The organism is Pseudomonas sp. SJZ077 (assembly GCF_007993905.1).
In the GTDB taxonomy this organism is placed as follows: Bacteria; Pseudomonadota; Gammaproteobacteria; order Pseudomonadales; family Pseudomonadaceae; genus Aquipseudomonas; species Aquipseudomonas mandelii.
On sequence record NZ_VIUJ01000001.1, the window covers coordinates 229,742 to 252,269 of the forward strand.

Below are 22,528 nucleotides of genomic sequence, written 5' to 3' on the forward strand. Positions count from 1 at the left end.
TCCCCAAACGATCAGTCACCCACCGAAGCAGGGGCTTTTTCCATCAGAGTAATGCTGTATTCGCCATGAGTAAGCGTTTCATGCAGGTCGATTTCTGCCGTCGCAAGCCATTCATTCCAAATTTTATCGATGTCGTCGGAACATTGCCGCATGAAGTCGGTGGTAAGAAAAGCTTCCCACGCGCCTTTAAGATCAAAGTCGTCGTAGTCGGCGCCCGGCTGGAAATCTACCGCTTCATTTACCTCAACCTTGCTTGGCTTACCGTGTGCAATGATGTTGCGGAAGTCCTGCAATTGCTTGACGGAAGAGTACGGGCGTACCGAGTAGTTGGGCGCAAGATTCAGTGCCTTTTGTATATTTTTCAACTTCTCGGGGAAGCGATCTCTTTCAATCCAACCATCCACCTTTTTCTCACCAATGAAGTTGAGCCGCGATTCAAATGTGAATGCCAGCATCACGAGACAAGCAGTGATGTCTAACGCTATACCTTCGCGATTCCCGGCCCTTTCCATCTCCTCGATTCGTTTCTTGAGGTGGTTAGCTGTGTTGGAAATGTCGTTGTGAATGTGAATGTTTTTCTTGGCAGTCTTCTGCACCAGACGCTTTGTCATGTCGCCTCCTCTGCGGTAGTTCTTGGCTTCTGTGGAAAGCGATCTTGGTTATTCGTCCTCATCATCATCAGACACAGAGGCAGCGTTCTCTTCGACGTAGGACTCACACCCTTGGTTGAATGAGGGTGATGGCGTGCTGCATGACGATTCGTCGTCGACATCGTTTTGCTCAGCCCAGTCATACCCAGCCTGATGACCCGAGCAGTCGCCAAGGCATGTATTGCCGTCAAACGTAGCAGCGTTGACAGTTGTGATGCCCAGTGCCAATGCTAAAGGTATGATTGCAAACATGGTGTTCATAGTGCCTCCGTGCCTGTTTGGGATGTACCGACAGTAGGCCAACTTCTCACATTAAGCCCAGGTTTCGCCATCGTCACGGTTTAGACCTGCAATCAACGCTCTCTCTCATCGTGATCGCCGTAGGCATACAACATTTGCGATGTCTCCCGCTCCACCTCCCTTCGGTACAAGTCGCTCAGCGTCCATCGCTACCGCTAGTGTTGAACCTTCAACCAACACGCGATCGCTGCCGGGATTGAGGAGATTGCTTTATGGATTGAGGCACGCCGGCCTCTGGATATCCACAACAACATCGCCGACGGCAAGATGTGAACGCAAACGCCATCACCACCGCTATAGAAAAGCTTCGCAAAGCCCTTGGTTATGCAGCACAAAGGGAAAACTTCTCTACAAAAAATAGACCTAGGTTAGCTCTGGCAATGCTTCCGGCATTTGTGGCTATATGACATCTCTCAAACGATATCAACAAGGCAACGACGAGCATGCGGATACCACAGGAAATTCTGGATCAGGTGATGGACGATCCGCTAGCCGGAACCATCGAAGCATTGACTTTTGCACTTTCGTCGCTCGGCGAAGGCGGCGAATGGGAGGCCAGCGATGAGGAGATAATGCTTGAGGCTTTTGCCCTTGTATCCAGCCTGTCAGAGACAGGACGCATAAGCGTCACCGCACTCCCTCCCACCATAAACTCAGTTCTGAAAACAACGTGCTCCCAACTACAAAGATTCCTTATTGAAGTTAGGAGTCAGGTTGAGGCTAAGCTACGGATTGACACGAACCAGCGAAAGCTCGATCAGATGAAAAATCACTTCTCCGTCACCCTCAATAACGCGTTCGGCTATGAATTCACGGATGGCGACCTTAAGCGGATTCAACAGCTACTGAATGAGTTACGAGAAATGGTTTCAGCCAACACGGAGCTCGATGCAGATCATAAGCAGCGCCTTCTGAAGCGACTGGAAGAAATGCAGAGGGAAATGCACAAAAAGGTTTCCGACCTCAGCAGACTCTATGGCTTGATTGGTGACGCCGGAGTGATGCTCGGGAAGCTGGGAACAAACGCCAAACCGCTTGTTGATCGAATCAAAGAGCTGGCTGGAATTGCTTGGACTGCTCAGGCTCGGGCAGAAGAGCTACCAAGTGGCAGCGATCATCCAATGCTTGGCAATGATTCGGAGCCCCCTGCAATAGAGTGATACCACGCGCGTCAAGTAAGCCTCACGCCTCAGCTACCCCCTCCCCGAGAGTTGCCGCAGGCACAAGCAATCTTGCTTGCAGCACACCAAAAGCCCGCCCCAATCGTCGTTCACATTGCCCAGTGTGAACGAACCCGATATTTTGTGAACGTTCTGCATGAAATCCAAGACAACAAAAAAGGGCCCACCTTTCGGTGAGCCCTTCTAGACCGCCCAGCAGAGCGGATTTTGTTTGGTAGGCGCGATTGGACTCGAACCAACGACCCCCACCATGTCAAGGTGGTGCTCTAACCAACTGAGCTACGTGCCTGCTGTGAGGCGGCATTCTACGGAATTCCGGAGGGGTGTCAACACCTTTTTTCGAGCTAACCCTATGAATATGCAAAATATTTAATTTAGCGGCGGTTAAGAAGATTTTCCGGTGGCTGGCGGTCGATTTTTAACTCGGGTAGGATCGAGGCACTCGTAAAATATATTAAACAGAGGCAGCCGGATGGCGAACACCCCCTACCCCGAATCCTATTACGCCGCGTCGGCCAATTCGGTTCCGCCGCGCCCGGCCTTGCAGGATGACGTAGAGACTGATGTCTGTGTGATCGGTGCCGGTTACACCGGTCTGTCCTCTGCCCTGTTTTTGCTGGAGAACGGTTTCAAGGTCACGGTGCTGGAAGCCGCCAAGGTGGGTTTTGGTGCGTCGGGCCGTAACGGTGGACAGATCGTTAACAGTTATAGCCGTGACATTGATGTGATCGAACGCAGCGTCGGTCCCAAGCAGGCTCAGTTGCTGGGGCAAATGGCGTTTGAAGGCGGGCGGATCATTCGTGAGCGGGTCGCCAAATATAATATCCAGTGCGACTTGAAGGACGGTGGCGTGTTCGCTGCCATCACTGCCAAGCAGATGGGCCATCTGGAATCGCAGAAACGCCTGTGGGAACGTTTTGGTCATACGCAGCTTGAGTTGCTGGATCAAAAGCGCATACGTGAGGTGGTGGCCTGCGAGCAATACGTCGGCGGCATGCTCGACATGAGCGGCGGGCACATTCACCCACTCAACCTGGCATTGGGCGAAGCGGCGGCGGTCGAGTCGCTGGGCGGTACTATTTATGAGCAGTCGCCAGCGGTCCGCATTGAGCGCGGCGCAAATCCGGTGGTGCATACGCCGCAGGGCAAGGTCAGGGCCAAGTTCATTATCGTGGCCGGCAATGCCTATCTCGGCAATCTGGTGCCGGAACTCGCGGCCAAGTCGATGCCTTGCGGCACTCAGGTCATCACCACCGAGCCTTTGGGCGATGAATTGGCCAAGCGTCTGCTGCCGCAGGATTACTGCGTCGAGGACTGCAATTACCTGCTCGATTACTACCGCCTGACCGGCGACAAGCGCCTGGTCTTCGGGGGCGGTGTTGTCTATGGCGCGCGGGATCCGGCGAACATCGAAGCGATCATCCGGCCGAAGATGCTCAAGGCGTTCCCGCAACTCAAGGACGTGAAGATTGATTACGCCTGGACCGGCAATTTCCTGCTGACCCTCTCGCGCCTTCCCCAGGTCGGGCGGATCGGCGACAACATCTACTATTCCCAGGGCTGCAGCGGCCACGGCGTCACGTACACGCACCTGGCGGGCAAGGTGCTGGCCGAAGCGCTGCGTGGCCAGGCTGAGCGTTTCGACGCGTTCGCCGACCTGCCCCACTACCCGTTCCCCGGCGGGCAATTGCTGCGCACACCGTTTGCCGCGCTGGGTGCTTGGTACTACGGGCTGCGGGACAAGTTCGGGTACTAAGAATACTGAAATCCTTTGTAGGAGCGAGCCTGCTCGCGAAGGCGGCGAAACAGTCAACATGGATGTTGGATGTGCCGGGCTCTTCGCGAGCAGGCTCGCTCCCACAAGGGGAATGGTATTTAAAGTCGATCCCGTGCGATGCCGCTGCGGATTCGCAGGATGTCGGCGAGTACGGCGAGGGCAATTTCCGCAGGGGTTTTACTGCCCAGATTCAGGCCGATGGGCGCATGAATCCGCGCCAGCTCTGCGTCTCCCAACCCACCGATCCTGCGCAACCGCTCGAAGCGCTTCTGCGAGGTCTGCAGGGAGCCCATCACACCGATGTAAAACGCCTCGGTGCGCACGGCTTCCATCATCGCCAAATCGTCGATGCGCGGATCGTGAGTCAAGGCCACCACCGCAGTGTCGCTGTGGCAGCCGCCGTCAGCAATGAACACGGACGGCAATTGACGACAAATCTCAACGTTTTCCAGCACGACACCTTCCAGCACCTCGTCGCGTGGATCACAGAGAATCACCTCGAACCCGAGGCCAACCGCAAACTCCGCGCACGCCTGGGCGACGCTGGAATACCCCGCCAACAGCAAACGCTGAGCCGCACCGATCCGCACGCGCACCCGATCAATCTCCCGTTCGATGCGCACGCCCTGCTCACGATCAGTGAATAGGCTGCGTGCACCGCTGGCCAGATCGATCTCGCGGATCAGCCGCCGCTGGCCGAGCAACGCTGACTCCAGTTCCCGCAAATGAGCCTGAACCTCGCACCTGGATTCGAGCTTCTCCACCAGTACATCGAGCACACCACCGCAGGGCAGACTCACACGAGCATGCGGATCGTCGCCTTCGCCATAACGGACCACGCTGACCGCATCAACAAACGCGCCCTCGGCGACGCGTTCGAGAAAGTCTTCCTCGACGCAGCCGCCGGACAGCGAGCCGATCCATTGTCCGTCGGTGTTCACCGCCAGCAACGAGCCCGGCGCGCGCGGCGCCGAGCCATAGGTGGCGAGCACCGTGCACAGCCAGATGCGCTGGCCGGCCATCGACCATTCCAGCGCCCGGCGCACGACTTGCAGATCGAGATGCTGCATGTCAGTGCGCCTTGTGCTCGAGTGGCGGTGCATCGGCGCGCAACGTCTGCACGTCGCTCACGGCCAGATCACCTGTCTGACCACCCCACCCTTGACGCAGGTAGTTGAGCAGATCGGTGAGTTGCTCGTGACTGAGCTTCTCAGCGAACCCCGGCATCGGTTGCATGTGTTCGAACCCGGTGAATTTCTGCTCACCAATGCCGTCGTCGATCACCCGCACCAGGTTGCGCGGGTCTTCCAGGCGCAGCGTGGTGTTGCCGCGCATGGCCACGGCGATGTGCGGCTTGCCCTCGCCGCCGACCGCGTGGCAACCGGCGCAGACGTTCAGGTAATCCTGACGACCGCGCTGGGCGCTGGCGCCGAGCTTGTCCAGCGGCACGTCGGTCAGAACCTTCGCGGTCGGCGGTTGATCGCCGAGCAGGAAGGTCGCCATCGCTGCCAGGTCCGGGTCATTGAGGCCTTGGGTGCTGTTGTGAAACACCGGGAACATCTCGTTGAACATCGTGCCCTGGGCGCTCATGCCGTGTTTGAGGAACGTGCTCAGGTCCTGATGATTCCAGCCGCGAGCGGCCAGGTCGTTGGCCAGCAGGCTAGGCGCCAGATAGCCGTTGAGCACGCCGCCGGTCATGCGTTTGTCCTGCTGCATCGCGCCCGGCAAGCCGCGCGGGGTGTGGCATTCGCCGCAGTGACCGAGCACATCGACCATGTACTGGCCGCGCTTCCAGGCTTCGCTTTTGCCGTCGGCCGGTTCCAGCTTCACGTCCTTGCCGTAGAGCATGTTCCAGCCCGTCAAGCCCAGGCGCACGTTGAACGGAAAGCTCAGGCTCGTGACCGGCGCTGCCCGTTCGATCGGCTCGACGGTTTTCAGGTACGCGTGAATCGCATCGGAATCTGCGCGCGGCATCAAGTGATAGGAGGTGTACGGCATCGCCGGGTACAGGTTCGCGCCGTCGCGACGCTTGCCCTCGGTGAGCGCGGCGAAGAATTCGTCATCGTTGTACAAACCGATGCCGTGCTCTTTGCTCGGGGTGATGTTGGTGCCGTAGATCGTGCCGAACGGCGAGACGATCGGCAGCCCACCGGCATACGGCGCGCCACCCGGCGCGGTGTGGCAGGCCATGCAATCGGCGGCGCGGGCGAGATAGGCACCACGAACGACTTGATCATCCGCATGAGCCAGCAACACAGACGCAGCCAGACTCACCGCCAACGCCAGACGGGACAGTAAATGCTTCATGCTCAACCCTCCTTGACCAGGCCGAGATCGGTCAGCACGTTGCGCGTCGCGCTGTAATACCGCACGTAGCCGGTGCAGCGGCAGATATGGTGACCGAGGCTGTCCTCGATGACTTTTTCCAGCTGGCTTTTGACGATGGGCTGACGTTGCAGCTTCTCCACCAACACCGTCGCGGCATTTACAAAACCCGGTGCGCAGTAGCTGCACTGGAAGGCAAATTCATCGACGAAGCGCTGCTGGATCGGATTGAGTTCGGTGACCTGGCCCTGTTCATCGCGGGTCGCGTGGCCTTCAATGGTCCGCACTTTTTTGCCTTCGAAATAGTGCGCACCGGTGATGCAGGTGCGTACTTCTTCGCTGGTGCCGTCCGGGTTGTCGACGATCACTACGCAGGCGTGGCAGATGCCCTGGCCGCAGCCCAGGCGCGAGCCGGTGAGGTTTTTGTATTCGTGCAGGTAATCGATCATCGGCAGGTCATCAGGGATGTCCACCGGGCCGACGGATTGACCGTTGAGGGTCAGTTGAAGCGGACGGTTAGCCATTGAGGGCCTCCTTGATGCGGGCAGAAGTGATAGGCAGGTCGCGGACCCGTTTGCCGATGGCATGCGCCACAGCGTTACCGATGGCGCCGACCACCGGGATCATCACCACTTCGGCGATGCCCTTGGATGGATCGCTCGGCGACAGCGGCGGCAGGATCTCGGCCGTCTGCTTCCACACCGCTACGTGGCGCGCCATCGGCAAGCGGTAACGGTTGAAGTTCCAGTCACCCTCCCCCGGCCCGCCTTCATACAGCGGCATCTCCTCCATCAACGCATGGCCGATGCCCATGGCGATCCCGCCTTCGAGCTGGCCCTTGACCAGTTCTTCCACCAGCACCCGACCGCACTCGACCCACGAGTGGTGGTTGAGCACCTGCACTTCGGCGGAGCCCTTGTTCACTTTCAGTTCCACCAGCGTCGCCACCGGGCTGTAATACGTCACCGCCGCGTTGTTCAACTGCGTGTCCGGGTAATGCACGTTCTGGCGATCCAGCAAGTGAAAACCGGCGCTGTTCATCTGCGCCTTTTTCACGCTCGGCGCGCCATCACCGTACTTGACCGCCAAGCCGTCCAGCGGCAGACGTTCACGCACGCCTTCGATGCTGAACTCGGCCTCGGCCCAGCTCCAGCGGTTGAAACCGTGCACGGTCGCGCCGGTCACCAGGCCTTTTTCGTGGGCGTGCCTGGCCAGTTGCTCAAAGCTCAGCGGCTGCATGCCGTTGGCGGTGAGTCGGCCGTCGACCCAATGCGCATCTTCACGGCGCACCACATACGGGTTGGCCTGGCCGCCGTAAGGGCCCTGGCCCCAGATCTGCAACGCCGCCGGCCACAAACCGTGGTTGAACAACACGCGCGCCGCTTCACGGGTGGCGTGGCTGAAGTAATAGGCGGAATTGGTCGCCGATGAGGCCGAGGCGAGTTTGCCGACCCAGCGCGGATTGCGCAGCACAGTGTCCTGCTCGGCCTGGCTCATGAGGTACGGGTTGCCGCCGGTGATCAGCTGCAACTCTTTCCATTCGGTCTCGCCGGTCTTCACTTCAGTCGCCGGGACGCCAAGGAAATCCGCCACGACCAAGGCTTGCGAGGTGGACATGCCGGTGCCGATTTCGATACCGATGTGGCGCAGGGTGATGTGCCCATCAGCGGTGAATTCGATGCTGGCCATCGGCGCTTCGGAACCGGTGCCGAAGTCTTTCTGGCAGATGGCAAAACCGACGCCGTACCAGTTGTCCGGGTCCCGGGCTTCACGCTGCTTTTTGATCGCGTCGCGGTTTTTCCAGACTTCGTGGACAGCGGCTTTATCGAGAATTTCGTGCAGGCGCAACGCGCCTGCCGGCACCGCGCCCTGGGTGTTTTTCATGCCCGAGACCATGGCGTTTTTCTTGCGCAGATCAATGGCGTCAATGCCGAGGCGATCGGCAATCTCATCGACCATCATCTCGGTCGAGGCCATGCTTTGCAGGGTGCCGTATCCACGCATCGACCCCGCTTCAACGGCGCGGGAATGGTAGGCGGTGACCTGCAAATCGTTCTGCGGCATGTAGTAGATCGACTGCGCCGCCGTGGCGCCAACCGCCGCGACAGAGGGGCTGTAGTTGATCCGTCCACCGCCGTCGACGTTCATCTCGGCGCGGAAAATCTTGAAGCTGTGATCGGTCTTGTCCACCGCCAGTTGGTAGCGGATGTCGAACGGGTGACGCTTGATGCCGCTCTGGAACTGCTCGTAGCGATCGTTGGCCAGACGCACCGGCACACCGGCGCCGTACAACGCCGCAAGCGCCGCGTAGTACACGAAAATGTTGTGATCTTTGGAGCCATAACCGACGGTGTAGCCCGGGTGCATGTTCAGGTTGGCCAGGCCGAAACGCGACGGTGCGATCATCTTCGCGGTTTCGGTCGCGGTCTCCAGCGGGCACTGAGTGGCGACGACAAAATGCAGGGTTTTGGTCGCTGGGTCGTACCAGCCGTTGCCGTTGTCTGGCTCCATCGCGGCCGGTTCGATTGACGGGGTTTTGTAGCGCTCGTCGAACACCAGCCAGTTGTCTGGCGGCGTGTCGATTTGCTGCTTCATGCGCTCGGCGTAGAACAAGCCGCGCTCGGTCAGGTTGCCGTGCAGGTTCGGTTGGGAATTCCACACCGGACGACGGTTGCGCAGCATCGGGAACAGGATCGAATCCTTCAGGCTGGCGAATTCGTCTTCATCCGCCGAGGTCGCCCCACCGACGCGCACGTAGCGGAAACTGCCGTAGGGATCGCCTTCGTAGAACGGCACTTTGTCGCCGTAACGAATCGCTTTGTCATTGAATTTGAGTTTGGCCTTGGCCTGGCGGAAGCGTTCGAAGTCGTTCCAGATCAGGATCGCCACGGGATGGCCGATGAACATCGGCACCTTGCCCTCCGGCAGCAGCGGATCCGGCGCGTGCTCTTCCGGGAAGGCGATGCCGTCCTTGTCCAGGTCGGAGGCGGTGACGATGCGGTCCGGCTGCAAGTCAGCGCCGAGCCACGTCAGGTCGTAACCGGCATAAATGCGGTCGGCCTTGGTGGTCTTCAGCAGCATGGCGTGGCCTTGTTGCTGCGGCCAGCCCGGCATGTCCTTGGCGCGGATGTCGCGGGCAAACACTTTGCTGCCGCAGACCTTGGACAAGGCATCGTTACGCGAGCGCGCCTTGCCGTTGTTGCCGAGCCATTGCTCGGAAGGCACGGTCACGCTGTTTTCCATCAAGGCCGCCAGCGCCTGACTGCTGAGCGGCGTGAGCGTCACGCTCACACCCGCCACCAGCCCGCCCTGAAGGAACGAGCGCCGGGATATTTCACGGTTGGACATGGATCATCCTCTGGGCGGTTATGGGTCCGCCCTTCTGGTTATGTTCTGGGGATCTCGAGTCTTGCAGAAGCCCTTTTTGACGAGGCAAAGGGCTGTGTTGACAGTGCAAAGCTGACCGAAAGGTTAACTTTATAGATATATCGGCTTGTAGAAAACAACTGGCAACAAAAATCTGACCAAATAATCAGAAAACCGCCGCTTTCCGGCGAAGCAAATCGATGAACAAACCCAACTCCCGGCTGATGTGTTCGCCCCTGCGCAGCAGCAATCCGAATGGCGCCAGTTGCACATCCAGCTCCACCGGCAGCGCCACCACCAGACCCATTTTCAGGTAGTCGCGCAACGCGGTTTCCGAGAGCACCATGATGGCGTCGGTCAGTTGAATCAGTTGCTGCATCGAGTACACCGAGCTGCATTCGATGATGTCGGCGGGTGTCGGCAAGGCCAGGCGCTGCAAGGCCTGATCCAGCCCGATGCGCGCCGGGCTGGTTTCCGGCTGCAGGATCCACGGCCAGCCGCTGACCAGTTCCGAGAGTTCGAGCGTTTCCCGTTGCACCAGGGGATGACCGGCGTGAACGACAACCAGCAACCGTTCGTTGCCCAGCTGTTCGAACTCGTAATGTTCGCTGTCGGTGGCAGCGTTTCGACGGGCAATGGCGAGGTCGATGCGGCCCTGCTCCAGCAACTGGATCACCTGATCGCTGGTGTCGCCCATGATGCGAATGCGCAACTGCGGATTGAGCGCCTTGATCTCGGCAATCGAATCCATCACCAGGTCGGGCGCGGCGCCCATGATGGTGCCGATGGACAGATAACCGTAACCGCCCTGCTGCCGCGCGATCAGGTCTTCGGCGCAGCGGTCGAGGCCGCTGAGGGCGGATTCGGCGAAACGAATCAACTCGCTGCCCAGCGCTGTTGGCCGCATTCCGCGTGGCAGGCGCTCGAACAGGTCGCAGCCGAACATGTCTTCAATCTCATGGAGCATGCGGGTCGCCGCCGGTTGCGACATGTTCAGGCTTTGCGAGGCGCGGTGCAGGTTCTGACTGCTGCTGAGCGTCACCAGCATGTGCAAATGCTTGTAGCGCAGGCGGTTGAGCAGGCTGCGGGAGATGATCGGCGTGGTCATGGCGGGCCTTTGTTATCGATACCTTGAAGGTATCAGTTGTGAGCTAGATTCGATTTGTAACGTATCGATCCGCGGCCGTACAGTCTTTCCCATAAGAACAAATGCCCTACCAAAGGAAAACTGCGATGAAGACTCTACCTGCGCCTCTGCTCGCCAAAATTTCCTGGCGGCTGCTCCCTTTCCTGCTACTGATGTACATCATGGCCTTCCTCGACCGCGCCAACGTCGGGTTCGCCAAGCAAGCCTTTCAAGCCGACACCAACATCAGCGACGCTGCCTTCGCCTTCGGCGCCGGGGTGTTTTTCGTGGGTTACGCGCTGCTTGAAGTGCCGAGCAATCTGATCCTGCACCGTGTCGGCGCCCGCCTGTGGATGTGCCGGATCATGGTGACCTGGGGCCTGGTCTCCGCCGCCATGGTCTTTGCTCACACCGAAACCAGTTTCTACGTCCTGCGCTTCTTGCTGGGCGTGGCCGAGGCCGGCTTCTTCCCCGGCGTGATCCTTTACCTCACCTACTGGTTCCCCAGCGCCGCGCGCGGCAAAGCCATGGGCTTTTTCTACTTCGGTGCACCGCTGGCGTTCATCTTTGGCAGTCCGTTGTCTGGCTTGCTGCTGGAGCTGGACGGATTTGCCGGCGTCCACGGCTGGCAATGGCTGTTCGCGGTTGAAGGCTTGATGGCCACGGCGGTGGGCGTCTGGGCTTATTGGTATCTGGACAATCGCCCGGCCGACGCGAAGTGGCTGACGGTTGAAGAACGCCAGCAAGTGCAAGGCATCCTCGATCAAGAAGACAGCCACAAACAGAATCATGGCCGCAGCCTGCTCAATGTTCTGTGCCAACCCTCAGTCCTGTACTTGTGCCTGATTTATCTGCTGATTCAGGCCAGCGTCTACGGCGTGGTGTTCTATCTGCCGACCCAGGTCGGCGGGCTGCTGGGCACCAAGGTCGGGCTGATGGTCGGACTGGTCACGGCGATCCCATGGATCTGCGCGATAGTCGCGGCGTACCTGATCCCCGGCTACAGCGACCGCACCGGCGAACGTCGCCGCACCGCCTGCCTGACGTTGCTGATGTCCGCGGCTGGAATCGCCTGCTCGGTGACCTTCGCCAGCCCGTTCCTCGGCATCGTCGCCCTGTGTTTCGCCGCTTCCGGTTTCATCGCGGTGCAACCGGTGTTCTGGACCTTTCCTTCCAGCTATCTCGCCGGCAGCGCCGCTGCAGCCGGGATTGCCCTGATCAACTCGTTCGGCGCCCTCGGCGACTTCATCGCCCCGGTCCTGAAGAACTGGGCCGAAGGCGCCTTCCATTCACCGGCCGCAGGCTTGTACGTGCTGGCCGGCACCACCGTCATCGCCGCGTTGCTGGTCCTGGGCATCCGCTCACCCGTCCACAAGCCTTCCAACACACCGGCCACCGTTTAACCTGAGGAGTCACACCATGGGCATTCCAACCATCAAACACGTCCGCGCCTTCACGTTGAGAGGCGGCGGCGCGGATTATCACGATCAGGCGGACGGTCACTGGATCGACGATCACATTGCCACGCCGATGAGCAAATACCCCGAGTATCGCCAGAGCCGCCGCACCTTCGGCATCAACGTGCTCGGCACGCTGGTGGTCGAGATCGAAGCCAGCGACGGCACGGTCGGTTTCGCCGTCACCACCGGTGGCGAGCCTGCCGCGTACATTGTCGAAAAACACTTGGCGCGTTTCCTCGAAGGCGCACGGGTCACCGACATCGAAAAAATCTGGGACCAGATGTACCAATCGACCCTGTATTACGGTCGCAAAGGCATCGTCATCAACACGATCTCCGGGGTTGATCTGGCGTTGTGGGACTTGCTCGGCAAGATCCGCAAAGAGCCGGTGCATCAGTTGCTCGGCGGTGCGGTGCGCGACGAATTGCAGTTCTACGCCACCGGCGCCCGTCCGGACCTGGCGCAGAAAATGGGCTTCATTGGCGGCAAGATGCCGTTGCATCACGGCCCGGCCGAAGGCGAGGAAGGCCTGCGCAAGAACCTCGAAGAACTGGCGACCATGCGCGAGCGGGTGGGCCCGGACTTCTGGCTGATGCTCGATTGCTGGATGAGCCTGGACCTCAACTACGCCACCAAGCTGGCGGTCGGCGCCCACGAGTACGGTTTGAAGTGGATCGAAGAGGCTCTGCCGCCGGACGATTACTGGGGCTACGCGGCCCTGCGCAACAACGTGCCCAAAGGCATGTTGGTGACCACCGGCGAACACGAAGCCACCCGCTGGGGTTTCCGCATGCTTCTGGAAATGGGCTGCTGCGACATCATCCAGCCGGACGTCGGCTGGTGCGGCGGGATCACCGAACTGGTGAAGATTTCCGCCCTGGCCGATGCCCACAACGCGCTGGTGATTCCTCACGGCTCTTCGGTTTACAGCTACCACTTCGTCGCCACCCGGCATAACAGCCCGTTCGCCGAGTTTCTGATGATGGCGCCGAAGGCTGACGAAGTGGTGCCGATGTTCCACCCGCAATTGCTCGGCGAACCGGTGCCGGTGAACGGCCGCATGCGCCTCTCGGCACTCGACCAGCCAGGTTTCGGCGTGACCCTGAACCCGGAATGCCAACTGCATCGGCCGTACAACCGCTGAGAAAGGACCCCGCTATGAACATGCCTCACAACGCTTTCAAGGCCGCGCTGAAAAACCCGGCGACCCAGTACGGAATCTGGGCCGGTTTCGCCACCGGCTACGCCGCCGAAATCGTCGCCACCACCGGTTACGACTGGATGCTGATCGACGGTGAACACGCGCCAAACACCGTGCCCGGCGTACTCGCGCAATTGCAGGCGGTGGCGCCCTACTCCACTGCGCCCGTGGTGCGTGCGGTGACGGGCGATGCCAACCTGATCAAGCAACTGCTGGATATCGGTGCGCAGACGCTGATGATTCCGATGGTGGAAACCGCCGAGCAAGCGGCCGCCCTGGTGCGCGCCATGCGCTATCCGCCGCATGGCATTCGTGGCGTCGGCGGCGGCCTGACTCGCGCCACGCGCTGGGACGGCGTGCCGGATTACCTCAACACCGCCCATGAGCAGTTGTGCCTGATCGTTCAGGTGGAATCGCGGATTGGCGTGGAAAACGTCGAAGCGATCGCCGCCGTCGAAGGCGTCGACGCGGTGTTTATCGGCCCGGCGGATTTGTCCATCGGCCTCGGTCATGCCGGCAACCCTGGCCATCCTGACGTTCAGGAACGCATCCAGCACGCAGTGAAAGCAACGCTCGCAGCCGGCAAGGCTTGCGGCATCCTCGCGCCGAACGAAGAAGACGCGCGCCGCTATCAAAGCTGGGGGTGTCAGTTCATTGCCGTGGCCATCGACATCAGCCTGCTGCGCCAAAGCGCCACGGCCACCCTCGCCCGTTACCGCGCACCGGCCACCGAACACGCGCCGTCGCGCACTTACTGATCAGCCAAGGAGTCGCCCTAATGTCGTCCGTGCCCGTGTACGAAAACTTCATCAACGGCCAGTTCGTGGCCAGCACTGCCCATCTCGATGTGATCAACCCGGCCACGGGTGTCGTGCTGTCGAAAGTCCCGGCCTCGACGGCCGAAGACGTCGACCACGCCCTTGCCGCCGCGCGCGCCGCGCAAAAAGACTGGTCGCGCAAACCGGCGATTGAACGCGCCGGGCATCTACGCCGGATCGCCGCCAAGCTGCGGGAGAACGTCCAGCACTTGGCCCGCACCATCACCCTCGAACAAGGCAAGGTCAGCGGCCTGGCGGAAGTGGAAGTCAATTTCACCGCCGACTACCTCGACTACATGGCCGAGTGGGCCCGGCGCATCGAAGGCGAAATCATCACCAGCGACCGGCAGAACGAAAACATCTTTCTGTTTCGCAAACCACTGGGCGTGGTCGCCGGGATTCTGCCGTGGAATTTCCCGTTTTTCCTGATCGCCCGCAAGATGGCGCCGGCCCTGCTGACCGGCAATACCATCGTGATCAAACCCAGTGAAGAAACCCCGAACAACTGCTTCGAATTCGCCCGGCTGGTGGCCGAAACCGATCTGCCGGCGGGCGTGTTCAACGTGGTTTGCGGCGATGGTCGAGTGGGCGCGGCGCTCAGTGCGCACAAGGGCGTGGACATGATCAGCTTCACCGGCAGCGTCGACACCGGTTCGCGAATCATGCCCGCCGCCGCACCGAACATCACCAAACTCAACCTGGAACTGGGCGGCAAGGCGCCGGCCATTGTGCTGGCGGATGCCGACCTTGATCTGGCAGTAAAAGCCATTCGCGATTCGCGGATCATCAACAGCGGTCAGGTGTGCAATTGCGCCGAGCGGGTGTACGTCGAACGCAAGGTCGCCGACTCGTTTATCGAACGCATCGCAGCGGCGATGAGCGCCACCCGTTATGGCGATCCGATTGCCCGGCCAGAGGTGGAAATGGGCCCGCTGATCAACCGTCAGGGCCTGGACAGCGTCAACCGCAAAGTGCGCACGGCCTTGAGCCAGGGCGCGAGTCTGATCAGCGGTGGGCAGATTGCCGATTTGCCGAACGGCTTTCACTTCCAGCCCACGGTATTGGCCGGGTGCAGCGCCGACATGGAGATCATGCGCGAAGAGATTTTCGGCCCGGTGCTGCCGATCCAGATTATCGACGACCTCGACGAAGCCATCGCCCTGGCCAACGACTGCGACTATGGCCTGACTTCGTCGATCTACACCCGCGACCTCAGTAAAACCATGCACGCAATGCGCGAGCTGGATTTTGGTGAGACTTACGTCAACCGCGAGAACTTCGAGGCCATGCAGGGCTTCCATGCCGGGGTGCGTAAATCCGGGATTGGCGGCGCGGATGGCAAGCATGGGCTTTACGAGTACACCCATACCCATGCGGTTTACTTGCAAGGCTGAGTCTTGCGGCGTTGCTGATGCCGCTATCGCGAGCAGGCTCGCTCCCACAGGGGATTGGTGTTGTTGATTAAATCTATGCAACAACACAAAACCAGTGTGGGAGCGAGCCTGCTCGCGATGGCGTCGGGTCAGTCAACGCGATGCCGTCAGAAGTCGACGGTCGCCGAAAGCAGATAGGTCCGCGGTGTCGACAGCGTCAACCCTGGCTCACTGTCATCCGACGCCCCGGCCGAACTCCAGTAGCGCTTGTCGGCCACGTTCTCGATGTTGGCGCGCAATGTGATGTTCTTTTCCTCGACCTTGAACGCGTAGCGTGCGCCCACGTCGAAACGCTCCCACGAGTCGATCTCCTTGTTGTTGGACTGGTCCAGATACTGCGAACTGGAATAGATGCCCCGGCTGGTGAGGGTCAGGCCCTGCACGGTGGGCACGTCCCACTCGGCGCCCAGGTTGACGTTGTATTTCGGAGTGGCCGGCGCCCGGTTGCCGTCGAAGGTGCCATTGGCGGTGTTGGTCAACTCGCTGTCGATATACATGACGCCGCCGAGCAGGCGGAAACCCTCGAGCGGCTCACCGAACACACTCAGTTCCACACCCGTGTTTTCACGCTTGCCGTTCGGGCCGAAAACCCGCGTGGTGGCGTTGGTCTCATAGGCCGGCTGCTTGATCCGGAACACCGCAGCGGTCATGGCAAACGCGCCAGCGTCATACTTGGCGCCGACCTCGACCTGGCGGCTGATGAATGGCGGGAAAATCTCGTCTTCGTTGATCGAGGTCGATGGCGCGATCTTGCCTTGGCTCAGGCCTTCCATGTAGTTCGCGTACAGCGACAGCTTATCGGTGGCCTTGAACAGGATGCCGCCCGACGGCGAAACCTTTTCCTCGTCGTAGGCGGTGTCGCCTTTTACGTTATCCGACCAGTCCTCGACCTTCACCCGCTGCCAGCGGGCGCCCAGGGTCAGCAGCAGCCGGTCATCGAAGAATCCCAGGGTGTCGGACAAGGCCACGCCGCTGAAGCGGTTCTCGGTATAGACCTTCGGATCCTGGCGCGTCGGCCTGACCGGCGTCGGTGTTTCCACAGGGTTGTAGAGGTTGCTGGGGGCCGCCGCGTAACGTGTGCCGCCATTTTCGAAGTCCATGTAGAAATAACTGGCCGCCAGATTGACCTCGTGGCTCACCGGGCCGGTATGAAACCAGTTGCGCACCCCAGCCGTGGCCGTCCGGACATTTTCGTCGCGGGTGAAATCACGGGGTTGAACGCTGAAATCGCCCTTGTCGTTGGTGACCGCGACGGCATGCCGGAGAAAATCATGATTGCTTTTGCGCGCACCCACGCCGCCGTAGAGCATCACGGAATCGTTGACGTCGAATTCGGCGTTCACCGTGCCGAAAGTGTCGTTGGTACTCGCCTTGCTCCAGGGTTGCGCATAGTTGTGACGCACATCGCTGGCATGTGGAACCCGCGCGTTGGCGTTGACCTGCACCCGCTCCTGCGGCGCGTCGGTATCACGCTCGGTACGGCCGACGTCCGTCGAGAGACGCAGGCGTTCACCGCGAAAATCCAGGCCCAGCACGGCCATCTCGCGGTCGACATTCTGCTGATCCCATTCGGTGTCGCCGGACTGCTTGACGCCATTGAAACGAATGCCGAACTTGTTGTCTTCACCAAAGCGCCGGCCAACATCCACTGCGCCGCCGACCTGGCTGTCGGAAGCGTACATACCGGTAAACGAAGTAATGGGCTTGTCGGTGGCGCGCTTGGCCACCACGTTGATTCCGCCACCCACGCTGCCCCGCGGCGAGATGCCGTTGATCAGTTGGCTCGGACCTTTGATCACATCGACACGATCGGCCATCTCCATATCAATCGTATAAGTCGGCAACACGCCGTAGAGACCGTTGTAGGCAACATCACTGTTGAACAGGCTCAACCCTCTAATGGTGAACTGCTCATAGCGCCCACCCGCCGGGTTCGTGGCACGAACCGATGGATCGTTGGCGATCAGGTCGCCCAAGGTCCGCGCCTGCTGGTTCTTGACCACCTCGCTGGTGTAGGTGGTCATGCTGAACGGCGTTTCCATGAAATCTTTGGAGCCCAGCAAGCCTTGCGAACCGCGACGCGCAACCTGGCCGCCGGCATACGGATCACCGTCCACCGGGTCGATGGAACCGAGAATCGAGGTGGCGCCGAGTTGCAGACCGCTGCCTTCGGGCGCCGGGGTCAGGATGTAGGCCTGCTCGCCCACCGGTTGCAGTTGCAGACCGGAACCCTGCAACAGCCGCGCAAAACCCTCCTCCACGGCGAACTCGCCGGACAGACCGGGGCTGTTGCGACCGCTCACCAGCGCCGGGTCCACAGACAGATTGACCCCGGCCAGACCCGCGAAACGGGTCAGCGCTGCACCAAGGCTGCCTGCCGGCACCTGATAACTGCGTCGAGGCGCGTCTTCGGCCCAACCGGCGGTGATAAACAACGGACAGGCACTGAGGCTCAGCAACAGGCTCAAGTGCATTAACGGGCGCAGGCGGGATGAAGCCAAACGCGGACTCGACGGGAACACTGCGGGCATTGAAGAAGCTCTCTTGATTCGTTCACTTGCCTTGAATGACAAGCGACGCGAAAAAAGGGGACACCCTTCAAACACTATTTTTGCGCGGCAGCAGCGTGACCCAATAACGCGTACGCGAATGCACCTCCAGCGGCAAGCTGGCCGCTAACAGCGTGAGGATACGATCAGTGTCTTCCAGGCGAAAACTGCCGGTGACACGCAGGGATTCCAGTTCCGGCTCCCAGCGCAGCACACCCGGGCGATAGGTGCTGAGTTCACGCAGGAAATCCCCCAGAGGCTGGTTCTGTGCCATCAACACACCGTCTCGCCAGCCTGGAGCAAGCACGTCGAAGGGCTCCACAGCGCCGGCACCTGCCGCCTGAAGGCTGACTTGCTGGCCTGCGCGCAATGAAAAGACCGGTCCGCGCAAAGGCTCCAACTGCACCGCGCCGTTGAGCACCGACACCCGGCAACCCGTCGGCCACTGGCGAACACACACTTCGCTCTGACTGACGACTACCTGGCCGAAGTGAGTCTGGATCGTCAGCGGCGACGAACCGGGGACTTTCAGGGCTATTTCGCCCTCCACGAGCTTCAGTAGCCGAGTGTTCAGATCGATATCGACGGCGCTCGCGGTGTTCAATTGCAGCGAGCTGCCATCGGTCAACCGGACTTTCTTGCCCTCGCCGGTCGCCGTGCGCAGGTCGGCACCCCAGACATCCAAAGGCAACTGCCGACTGATCAGCCAGGCAGTCGGCACCAACGCCACCGCTCCCACGGCGCGCTTGAGCACCGCACGCCGGCTCGGCTGCGGCCTATCCAGACTGGCCATCGCCAATGCTGAAGGCAGGTCGCTAAAACGTTGACGCAAGCGTTGCGCTTTCTGCCAGGCCTGTTCGTGACTGGAATGGCTGTCACGCCAGGTCTGCAACTCCGCACGGTCCTGCTCATCGGCAGTGCCCGATTCCATCAGCGCCAGCCACTGCGCGGCAGCCCGCATGACGTGGCGGGCGTCGGCCGAAGGGGCTGAACCGATCACAGGTCCACCAGCAGGCAGTGTTCGTAGGCTTGGGCCATGTAGCGCTTGATCGTGCGTTCGGAGACTTGCAGGCGCTCGGCGATTTGCTGGTAACCCAGACCTTCCAGTTGGCTCCAGAGAAATGCCCGTCGTACCGGGGTCGGCAATCCATCGAGCAATTCGTCGAGGGCTTGCAGGGTTTCCAGCAGAATCCAGCGCTGCTCAGGGGATGGCACGCAGTCTTCGGGCAGCAGCGCCAGGGCGTTGAGGTAAGCCTGTTCGAGGCTGCGGCGCTTGTAGAAGTTGGTCAGCAGCCGTTTGCCCACGGTCGCCAGGTAGGCGCGGGGCTCTTGCAGGTCAGCAATGTGCTGGGAGCTGGCGAGCACACGCACGAACGTATCCTGGCTCAGGTCCGCCGCATCATGACCATTGCTCATGCGCCGCCTCAACCAGTTTTCGAGCCAGCCGCGATGGTCGCGGTACAAGTCATGGAAGGTTTGCTCCTCCGGCATCGCTGCATCGCTCATTTCAAGAAGCCCTGTGCCAAGGAGTTATCGTAAATGAGAGTGATTCTAATTAATGTCAGGCGTGCGAAGGAAGCCCTTTATGCATCGACTGAGCAGAAAGGTTCATTGGGGAGGGTATGGATGAGAGAAAAGCCAAATCGCAGACACAAAAAACCCCGGTCTTTCGACCAGGGTCTTTGCTATCGACTCGAAGATTGCCAGCGGCTTTCTTCGTAGCTCCAAGGCGTTCAGCGGGCCTTGAGGCAGATATGGCGCAGCGGACGGGACTCGAACCCGCGACCCCCGGCGTGACAGGCCGGTATTCTAACCGACTGAACTACCGCTGCGTATCGCTTTGAGCTGACGCTCAATTAACTCGTCTGACTGAAAGCTCCGAGACTTTTCAATCTCTCTTTCAATCTCGAATCAGGTCAAGCCTGACTCGGAAAATATGGCGCAGCGGACGGGACTCGAACCCGCGACCCCCGGCGTGACAGGCCGGTATTCTAACCGACTGAACTACCGCTGCGCGTCGGTGGAGGCTTTTAACAGCTTCCATCTTGCTCTCGCAAGACTCTCGGATTTGGTGGGTGATGACGGGATCGAACCGCCGACATTCTGCTTGTAAGGCAGACGCTCTCCCAGCTGAGCTAATCACCCGTTTGCATCTCCGAGGCCGCGAAATTTACGCAGGTAGCGAACCTAAGTCAATAGCAGGATTGAAGTTTTTTCAAAACAGCTCCAAGTACAAGCTTCAAGCGGCAAGTAAAAGCAGGATCGCGTATTCAGGGCTTGCACGGGCTCGCATTTACTTGCCGCTTGTAGCTTGAGACTTGCAGCTTCTACTTGTAGACCATCTTCTTGGTCATGCCGCCATCGACCACAAATTCCTGGCCGGTGACGAACCCGGCATTCTTCGACAACAGCCACGCCACCATCGCCGCGACGTCTTCGACAGTCCCGACCCTGCCCGCCGGATGCTGGGCATGGTCGGCATCGGTCAGGGGGGCGGCACGTCGTGCCGCCGGGTCTCGCGCGTCGATCCAGCCAGGGCTGACCGCGTTGACGCGTATTTCCGGCCCAAGGCTGATGGCCAACGCGTGAGTCAGGGCCAGCAGGCCGCCCTTGCTCGCCGCGTAAGCCTCTGTATCAGGCTCTGATTGCCCGGCACGGGTCGAGGCCAGGTTGACGATCGCACCGCTGTGAGCGCGCAGATACGGCGCACAGTGTTTGGCCAACAGCATTGGCCCACTGAGATTGACCGCCAGCACCCGGTTCCAGTAAGCCAGGTCGAGGCTTTCCAGGGTGATGTTGTGCGGGTCGGCCACCGCCGCGTTGCACACCAGCGCATCCAGACGCCCGAATTGACCCAGCACCTCGGCAACGCCCAGCGCCACTTGCCCCTCGTTCGAGACGTCCATGGCGACGAACCAGGCGTTTGCGCCCAGCACTTTTGTCACTTTCGAACCACGCTCTCGATCAAGATCGGTCAGCACCACCTGCCAGCCTTCGCTGATCAGCCAGGCCGCGATCCCCAACCCGATGCCGCGTGCAGCACCGGTGACCAGTGCAACGCGGCCATGGGTGCCGGTACCCGGCGTCGCCAACTCGATCACAAGGCCGCCAACCCGCGCGCCAGATCGGCTTGCAGGTCTGCCACGTCTTCCAGACCGACCGCGATGCGGATCAGGCTGTCACGAATGCCCGCCGCTTCACGCTCTTGCGGCGCCAGACGGCCGTGGGAGGTGGTGCTCGGGTGCGTGATCGTGGTTTTGCTGTCGCCCAGGTTGGCGGTGATCGAAATCAGACGGGTCGCATCGATAAAGCGCCAGGCGCCCTCTTTGCCGCCCTTGACCTCGAAACTCACCACGGCGCCGAAACCTTTCTGCTGGCGCAGCGCCAGTTCGTGCTGCGGATGGCTCTTGAGGCCGGCGTAATGGACTTTCTCGATGCCGTCCTGCTGCTCCAGCCACTCGGCCAGTTGCTGGGCGTTGGCGCAATGCGCCTTCATGCGCAGGCTCAGGGTTTCCAGACCCTTGAGGAAGATCCAGGCGTTAAACGGGCTCAGGGTCGGCCCGGCGGTGCGCAGGAAACCCACCACTTCTTTCATCTGCTCGCTGCGACCGGCGACAACGCCGCCCATGCAACGGCCCTGGCCATCGATGAACTTGGTCGCCGAGTGCACGACGATGTCCGCGCCCATCTTCAGCGGTTGTTGCAACGCAGGGGTGCAGAAGCAGTTGTCGACCACCAGCATCGCGCCTTTGGCATGAGCGATTTTCGCCAGCTCGGCAATGTCTACCAGCTCTGCCAATGGATTGGACGGCGACTCGACGAACAGCAATTTGGTGTTGGCCTTGATGGCTGCGTCCCAACCGGACAGGTCCGCCAAAGGCACGTAGTCGACTTCGATGCCGAAGCGCTTGAAGTACTTTTCGAAGAGACTGATGGTCGAGCCGAACACGCTGCGCGACACCAGCACGTGATCACCAGCGCTGCACAGGCTCATGACCACCGCCATGATCGCTGCCATGCCGGTGGCCGTGGCGACCGCTTGCTCGGCGCTTTCCAGCGCGGCAATGCGCTCTTCGAACGCGCGAACGGTCGGGTTGGTATAACGCGAGTAAACGTTGCCCGGCACTTCACCGGCAAAGCGCGCCGCCGCATCGGCAGCGGTACGGAATACGTAGCTTGAAGTGAAGAACATCGGATCACCGTGTTCGCCTTCCGGCGTGCGGTGCTGACCGGCGCGTACGGCCAGGGTATCGAACGCTACGCCTTCGAGGTCGCTGTCCAGCCGACCGGCATCCCAATCCTGACTCATGCTGTCACTCCTTGCCTTGTTCTTTATCAGTAG

General features: G+C 60.4%; 18 protein-coding genes and 4 tRNA genes. 6 read left to right on the top strand and 16 right to left on the bottom strand.

Features of this window, described 5'->3' with window-relative positions; genetic code table 11:
* Nucleotides 1-11: 11 nt before the first annotated feature.
* Both FBY01_RS01305 and FBY01_RS01310 read right to left on the bottom strand, forming a co-directional pair.
* On the bottom strand, nt 12-611 hold the full coding sequence (locus tag FBY01_RS01305; protein ID WP_145306052.1) for a hypothetical protein: 600 nt from the start codon (nt 609-611) through the stop codon (nt 12-14).
* Between the two features lie 48 nt (nt 612-659).
* Nucleotides 660-911, bottom strand: coding sequence for a hypothetical protein (locus tag FBY01_RS01310; protein ID WP_256664386.1), 252 nt, complete (start codon nt 909-911; stop codon nt 660-662).
* 515 nt (nt 912-1,426) lie between these two features.
* On the opposite strand from FBY01_RS01310, the gene FBY01_RS01315 reads away from it, so the two are divergent.
* On the top strand, nt 1,427-2,110 hold the full coding sequence (locus tag FBY01_RS01315) for a hypothetical protein (RefSeq protein ID WP_145306051.1): 684 nt from the start codon (nt 1,427-1,429) through the stop codon (nt 2,108-2,110).
* A gap of 233 nt (nt 2,111-2,343) precedes the next feature.
* Here FBY01_RS01315 and FBY01_RS01320 read toward each other — a convergent pair.
* Nucleotides 2,344-2,420 (bottom strand) — tRNA-Val (locus FBY01_RS01320).
* Nucleotides 2,421-2,603: 183 nt separating this feature from the next.
* Here FBY01_RS01320 and FBY01_RS01325 point away from each other — a divergent pair.
* Nucleotides 2,604-3,887, top strand: a complete 1,284-nt coding sequence (locus tag FBY01_RS01325) for an FAD-binding oxidoreductase (RefSeq protein ID WP_145306050.1) — start codon at nt 2,604-2,606, stop codon at nt 3,885-3,887.
* A gap of 119 nt (nt 3,888-4,006) precedes the next feature.
* Here the strand turns inward: FBY01_RS01325 and FBY01_RS01330 are convergent, their stop codons facing one another.
* The 5 genes from FBY01_RS01330 to FBY01_RS01350 all read right to left on the bottom strand — a co-directional run bounded on the left by FBY01_RS01330 (nt 4,007) and on the right by FBY01_RS01350 (nt 10,707).
* Complete coding sequence (locus tag FBY01_RS01330) at nt 4,007-4,978, bottom strand: XdhC family protein (RefSeq protein WP_145306049.1); 972 nt, start codon at nt 4,976-4,978, stop codon at nt 4,007-4,009.
* Nucleotide 4,979: 1 nt separating this feature from the next.
* A complete protein-coding gene (locus tag FBY01_RS01335) occupies nt 4,980-6,215 on the bottom strand; it encodes a cytochrome c (RefSeq protein WP_145306048.1) in 1,236 nt (411 codons plus the stop codon).
* Between the two features lie 2 nt (nt 6,216-6,217).
* Nucleotides 6,218-6,757 carry a (2Fe-2S)-binding protein gene (locus FBY01_RS01340; RefSeq protein WP_010455997.1) on the bottom strand — a complete coding sequence of 180 codons (540 nt, stop codon included), beginning with the start codon at nt 6,755-6,757 and terminating at the stop codon, nt 6,218-6,220.
* A complete protein-coding gene (locus tag FBY01_RS01345; RefSeq protein WP_145306047.1) occupies nt 6,750-9,581 on the bottom strand; it encodes a xanthine dehydrogenase family protein molybdopterin-binding subunit in 2,832 nt (943 codons plus the stop codon). Before FBY01_RS01345 ends, FBY01_RS01340 begins: the two co-directional genes overlap by 8 nt.
* A gap of 184 nt (nt 9,582-9,765) precedes the next feature.
* A complete protein-coding gene (locus FBY01_RS01350; protein WP_145306046.1) occupies nt 9,766-10,707 on the bottom strand; it encodes a LysR family transcriptional regulator in 942 nt (313 codons plus the stop codon).
* Between the two features lie 125 nt (nt 10,708-10,832).
* On the opposite strand from FBY01_RS01350, the gene FBY01_RS01355 reads away from it, so the two are divergent.
* From FBY01_RS01355 to aldA, 4 genes are read left to right on the top strand one after another with little or no spacing between them, the layout of a single operon-like run.
* Nucleotides 10,833-12,128 carry an MFS transporter gene (locus tag FBY01_RS01355; RefSeq protein WP_145306044.1) on the top strand — a complete coding sequence of 432 codons (1,296 nt, stop codon included), beginning with the start codon at nt 10,833-10,835 and terminating at the stop codon, nt 12,126-12,128.
* Nucleotides 12,129-12,144: 16 nt separating this feature from the next.
* Nucleotides 12,145-13,329 carry an L-rhamnonate dehydratase gene (rhmD, locus tag FBY01_RS01360; protein WP_077750338.1) on the top strand — a complete coding sequence of 395 codons (1,185 nt, stop codon included), beginning with the start codon at nt 12,145-12,147 and terminating at the stop codon, nt 13,327-13,329.
* Between the two features lie 14 nt (nt 13,330-13,343).
* Entirely contained in the window at nt 13,344-14,144 is an 801-nt protein-coding gene (locus tag FBY01_RS01365; RefSeq protein ID WP_145306042.1) for an aldolase/citrate lyase family protein, read from the top strand.
* Nucleotides 14,145-14,164: 20 nt separating this feature from the next.
* Complete coding sequence (aldA, locus tag FBY01_RS01370; protein WP_145306040.1) at nt 14,165-15,598, top strand: aldehyde dehydrogenase; 1,434 nt, start codon at nt 14,165-14,167, stop codon at nt 15,596-15,598.
* A gap of 146 nt (nt 15,599-15,744) precedes the next feature.
* Here the strand turns inward: aldA and FBY01_RS01375 are convergent, their stop codons facing one another.
* The 8 genes from FBY01_RS01375 to FBY01_RS01415 all read right to left on the bottom strand — a co-directional run bounded on the left by FBY01_RS01375 (nt 15,745) and on the right by FBY01_RS01415 (nt 22,495).
* A complete protein-coding gene (locus FBY01_RS01375; RefSeq protein ID WP_145306038.1) occupies nt 15,745-18,168 on the bottom strand; it encodes a TonB-dependent receptor in 2,424 nt (807 codons plus the stop codon).
* Between the two features lie 67 nt (nt 18,169-18,235).
* On the bottom strand, nt 18,236-19,186 hold the full coding sequence (locus tag FBY01_RS01380; RefSeq protein ID WP_145306036.1) for a FecR domain-containing protein: 951 nt from the start codon (nt 19,184-19,186) through the stop codon (nt 18,236-18,238).
* Nucleotides 19,183-19,692, bottom strand: coding sequence for a sigma-70 family RNA polymerase sigma factor (locus FBY01_RS01385; protein ID WP_042932721.1), 510 nt, complete (start codon nt 19,690-19,692; stop codon nt 19,183-19,185). The genes FBY01_RS01380 and FBY01_RS01385 overlap by 4 nt, the downstream gene beginning before the upstream one ends.
* Nucleotides 19,693-19,941: 249 nt before the next feature.
* A tRNA-Asp gene (locus tag FBY01_RS01395) sits at nt 19,942-20,018 on the bottom strand.
* Nucleotides 20,019-20,123: 105 nt separating this feature from the next.
* A tRNA-Asp gene (locus tag FBY01_RS01400) sits at nt 20,124-20,200 on the bottom strand.
* 55 nt (nt 20,201-20,255) lie between these two features.
* Nucleotides 20,256-20,331, bottom strand: a tRNA-Val gene (locus FBY01_RS01405).
* Between the two features lie 182 nt (nt 20,332-20,513).
* On the bottom strand, nt 20,514-21,287 hold the full coding sequence (locus FBY01_RS01410) for an SDR family oxidoreductase (RefSeq protein WP_010456018.1): 774 nt from the start codon (nt 21,285-21,287) through the stop codon (nt 20,514-20,516).
* Nucleotides 21,284-22,495, bottom strand: a complete 1,212-nt coding sequence (locus FBY01_RS01415) for an O-succinylhomoserine sulfhydrylase (protein WP_010456020.1) — start codon at nt 22,493-22,495, stop codon at nt 21,284-21,286. Before FBY01_RS01415 ends, FBY01_RS01410 begins: the two co-directional genes overlap by 4 nt.
* Nucleotides 22,496-22,528 lie beyond the last annotated feature (33 nt).

Coding starts and splice junctions, on each gene's coding strand:
- FBY01_RS01355 (WP_145306044.1), top strand. CDS start 10,833: ATGAAGACTCTACCTGCGCCTCTGCTCGCCAAAATTTCCTGGCGGCTG.
- FBY01_RS01375 (WP_145306038.1), bottom strand. CDS start 18,168: ATGCCCGCAGTGTTCCCGTCGAGTCCGCGTTTGGCTTCATCCCGCCTG.
- FBY01_RS01310 (WP_256664386.1), bottom strand. CDS start 911: ATGAACACCATGTTTGCAATCATACCTTTAGCATTGGCACTGGGCATC.
- FBY01_RS01305 (WP_145306052.1), bottom strand. CDS start 611: ATGACAAAGCGTCTGGTGCAGAAGACTGCCAAGAAAAACATTCACATT.
- FBY01_RS01315 (WP_145306051.1), top strand. CDS start 1,427: ATGGACGATCCGCTAGCCGGAACCATCGAAGCATTGACTTTTGCACTT.
- FBY01_RS01335 (WP_145306048.1), bottom strand. CDS start 6,215: ATGAAGCATTTACTGTCCCGTCTGGCGTTGGCGGTGAGTCTGGCTGCG.
- FBY01_RS01330 (WP_145306049.1), bottom strand. CDS start 4,978: ATGCAGCATCTCGATCTGCAAGTCGTGCGCCGGGCGCTGGAATGGTCG.
- FBY01_RS01345 (WP_145306047.1), bottom strand. CDS start 9,581: ATGTCCAACCGTGAAATATCCCGGCGCTCGTTCCTTCAGGGCGGGCTG.
- aldA (WP_145306040.1), top strand. CDS start 14,165: ATGTCGTCCGTGCCCGTGTACGAAAACTTCATCAACGGCCAGTTCGTG.
- FBY01_RS01350 (WP_145306046.1), bottom strand. CDS start 10,707: ATGACCACGCCGATCATCTCCCGCAGCCTGCTCAACCGCCTGCGCTAC.
- FBY01_RS01325 (WP_145306050.1), top strand. CDS start 2,604: ATGGCGAACACCCCCTACCCCGAATCCTATTACGCCGCGTCGGCCAAT.
- FBY01_RS01365 (WP_145306042.1), top strand. CDS start 13,344: ATGAACATGCCTCACAACGCTTTCAAGGCCGCGCTGAAAAACCCGGCG.
- rhmD (WP_077750338.1), top strand. CDS start 12,145: ATGGGCATTCCAACCATCAAACACGTCCGCGCCTTCACGTTGAGAGGC.
- FBY01_RS01340 (WP_010455997.1), bottom strand. CDS start 6,757: ATGGCTAACCGTCCGCTTCAACTGACCCTCAACGGTCAATCCGTCGGC.
- FBY01_RS01385 (WP_042932721.1), bottom strand. CDS start 19,692: ATGAGCGATGCAGCGATGCCGGAGGAGCAAACCTTCCATGACTTGTAC.
- FBY01_RS01415 (WP_010456020.1), bottom strand. CDS start 22,495: ATGAGTCAGGATTGGGATGCCGGTCGGCTGGACAGCGACCTCGAAGGC.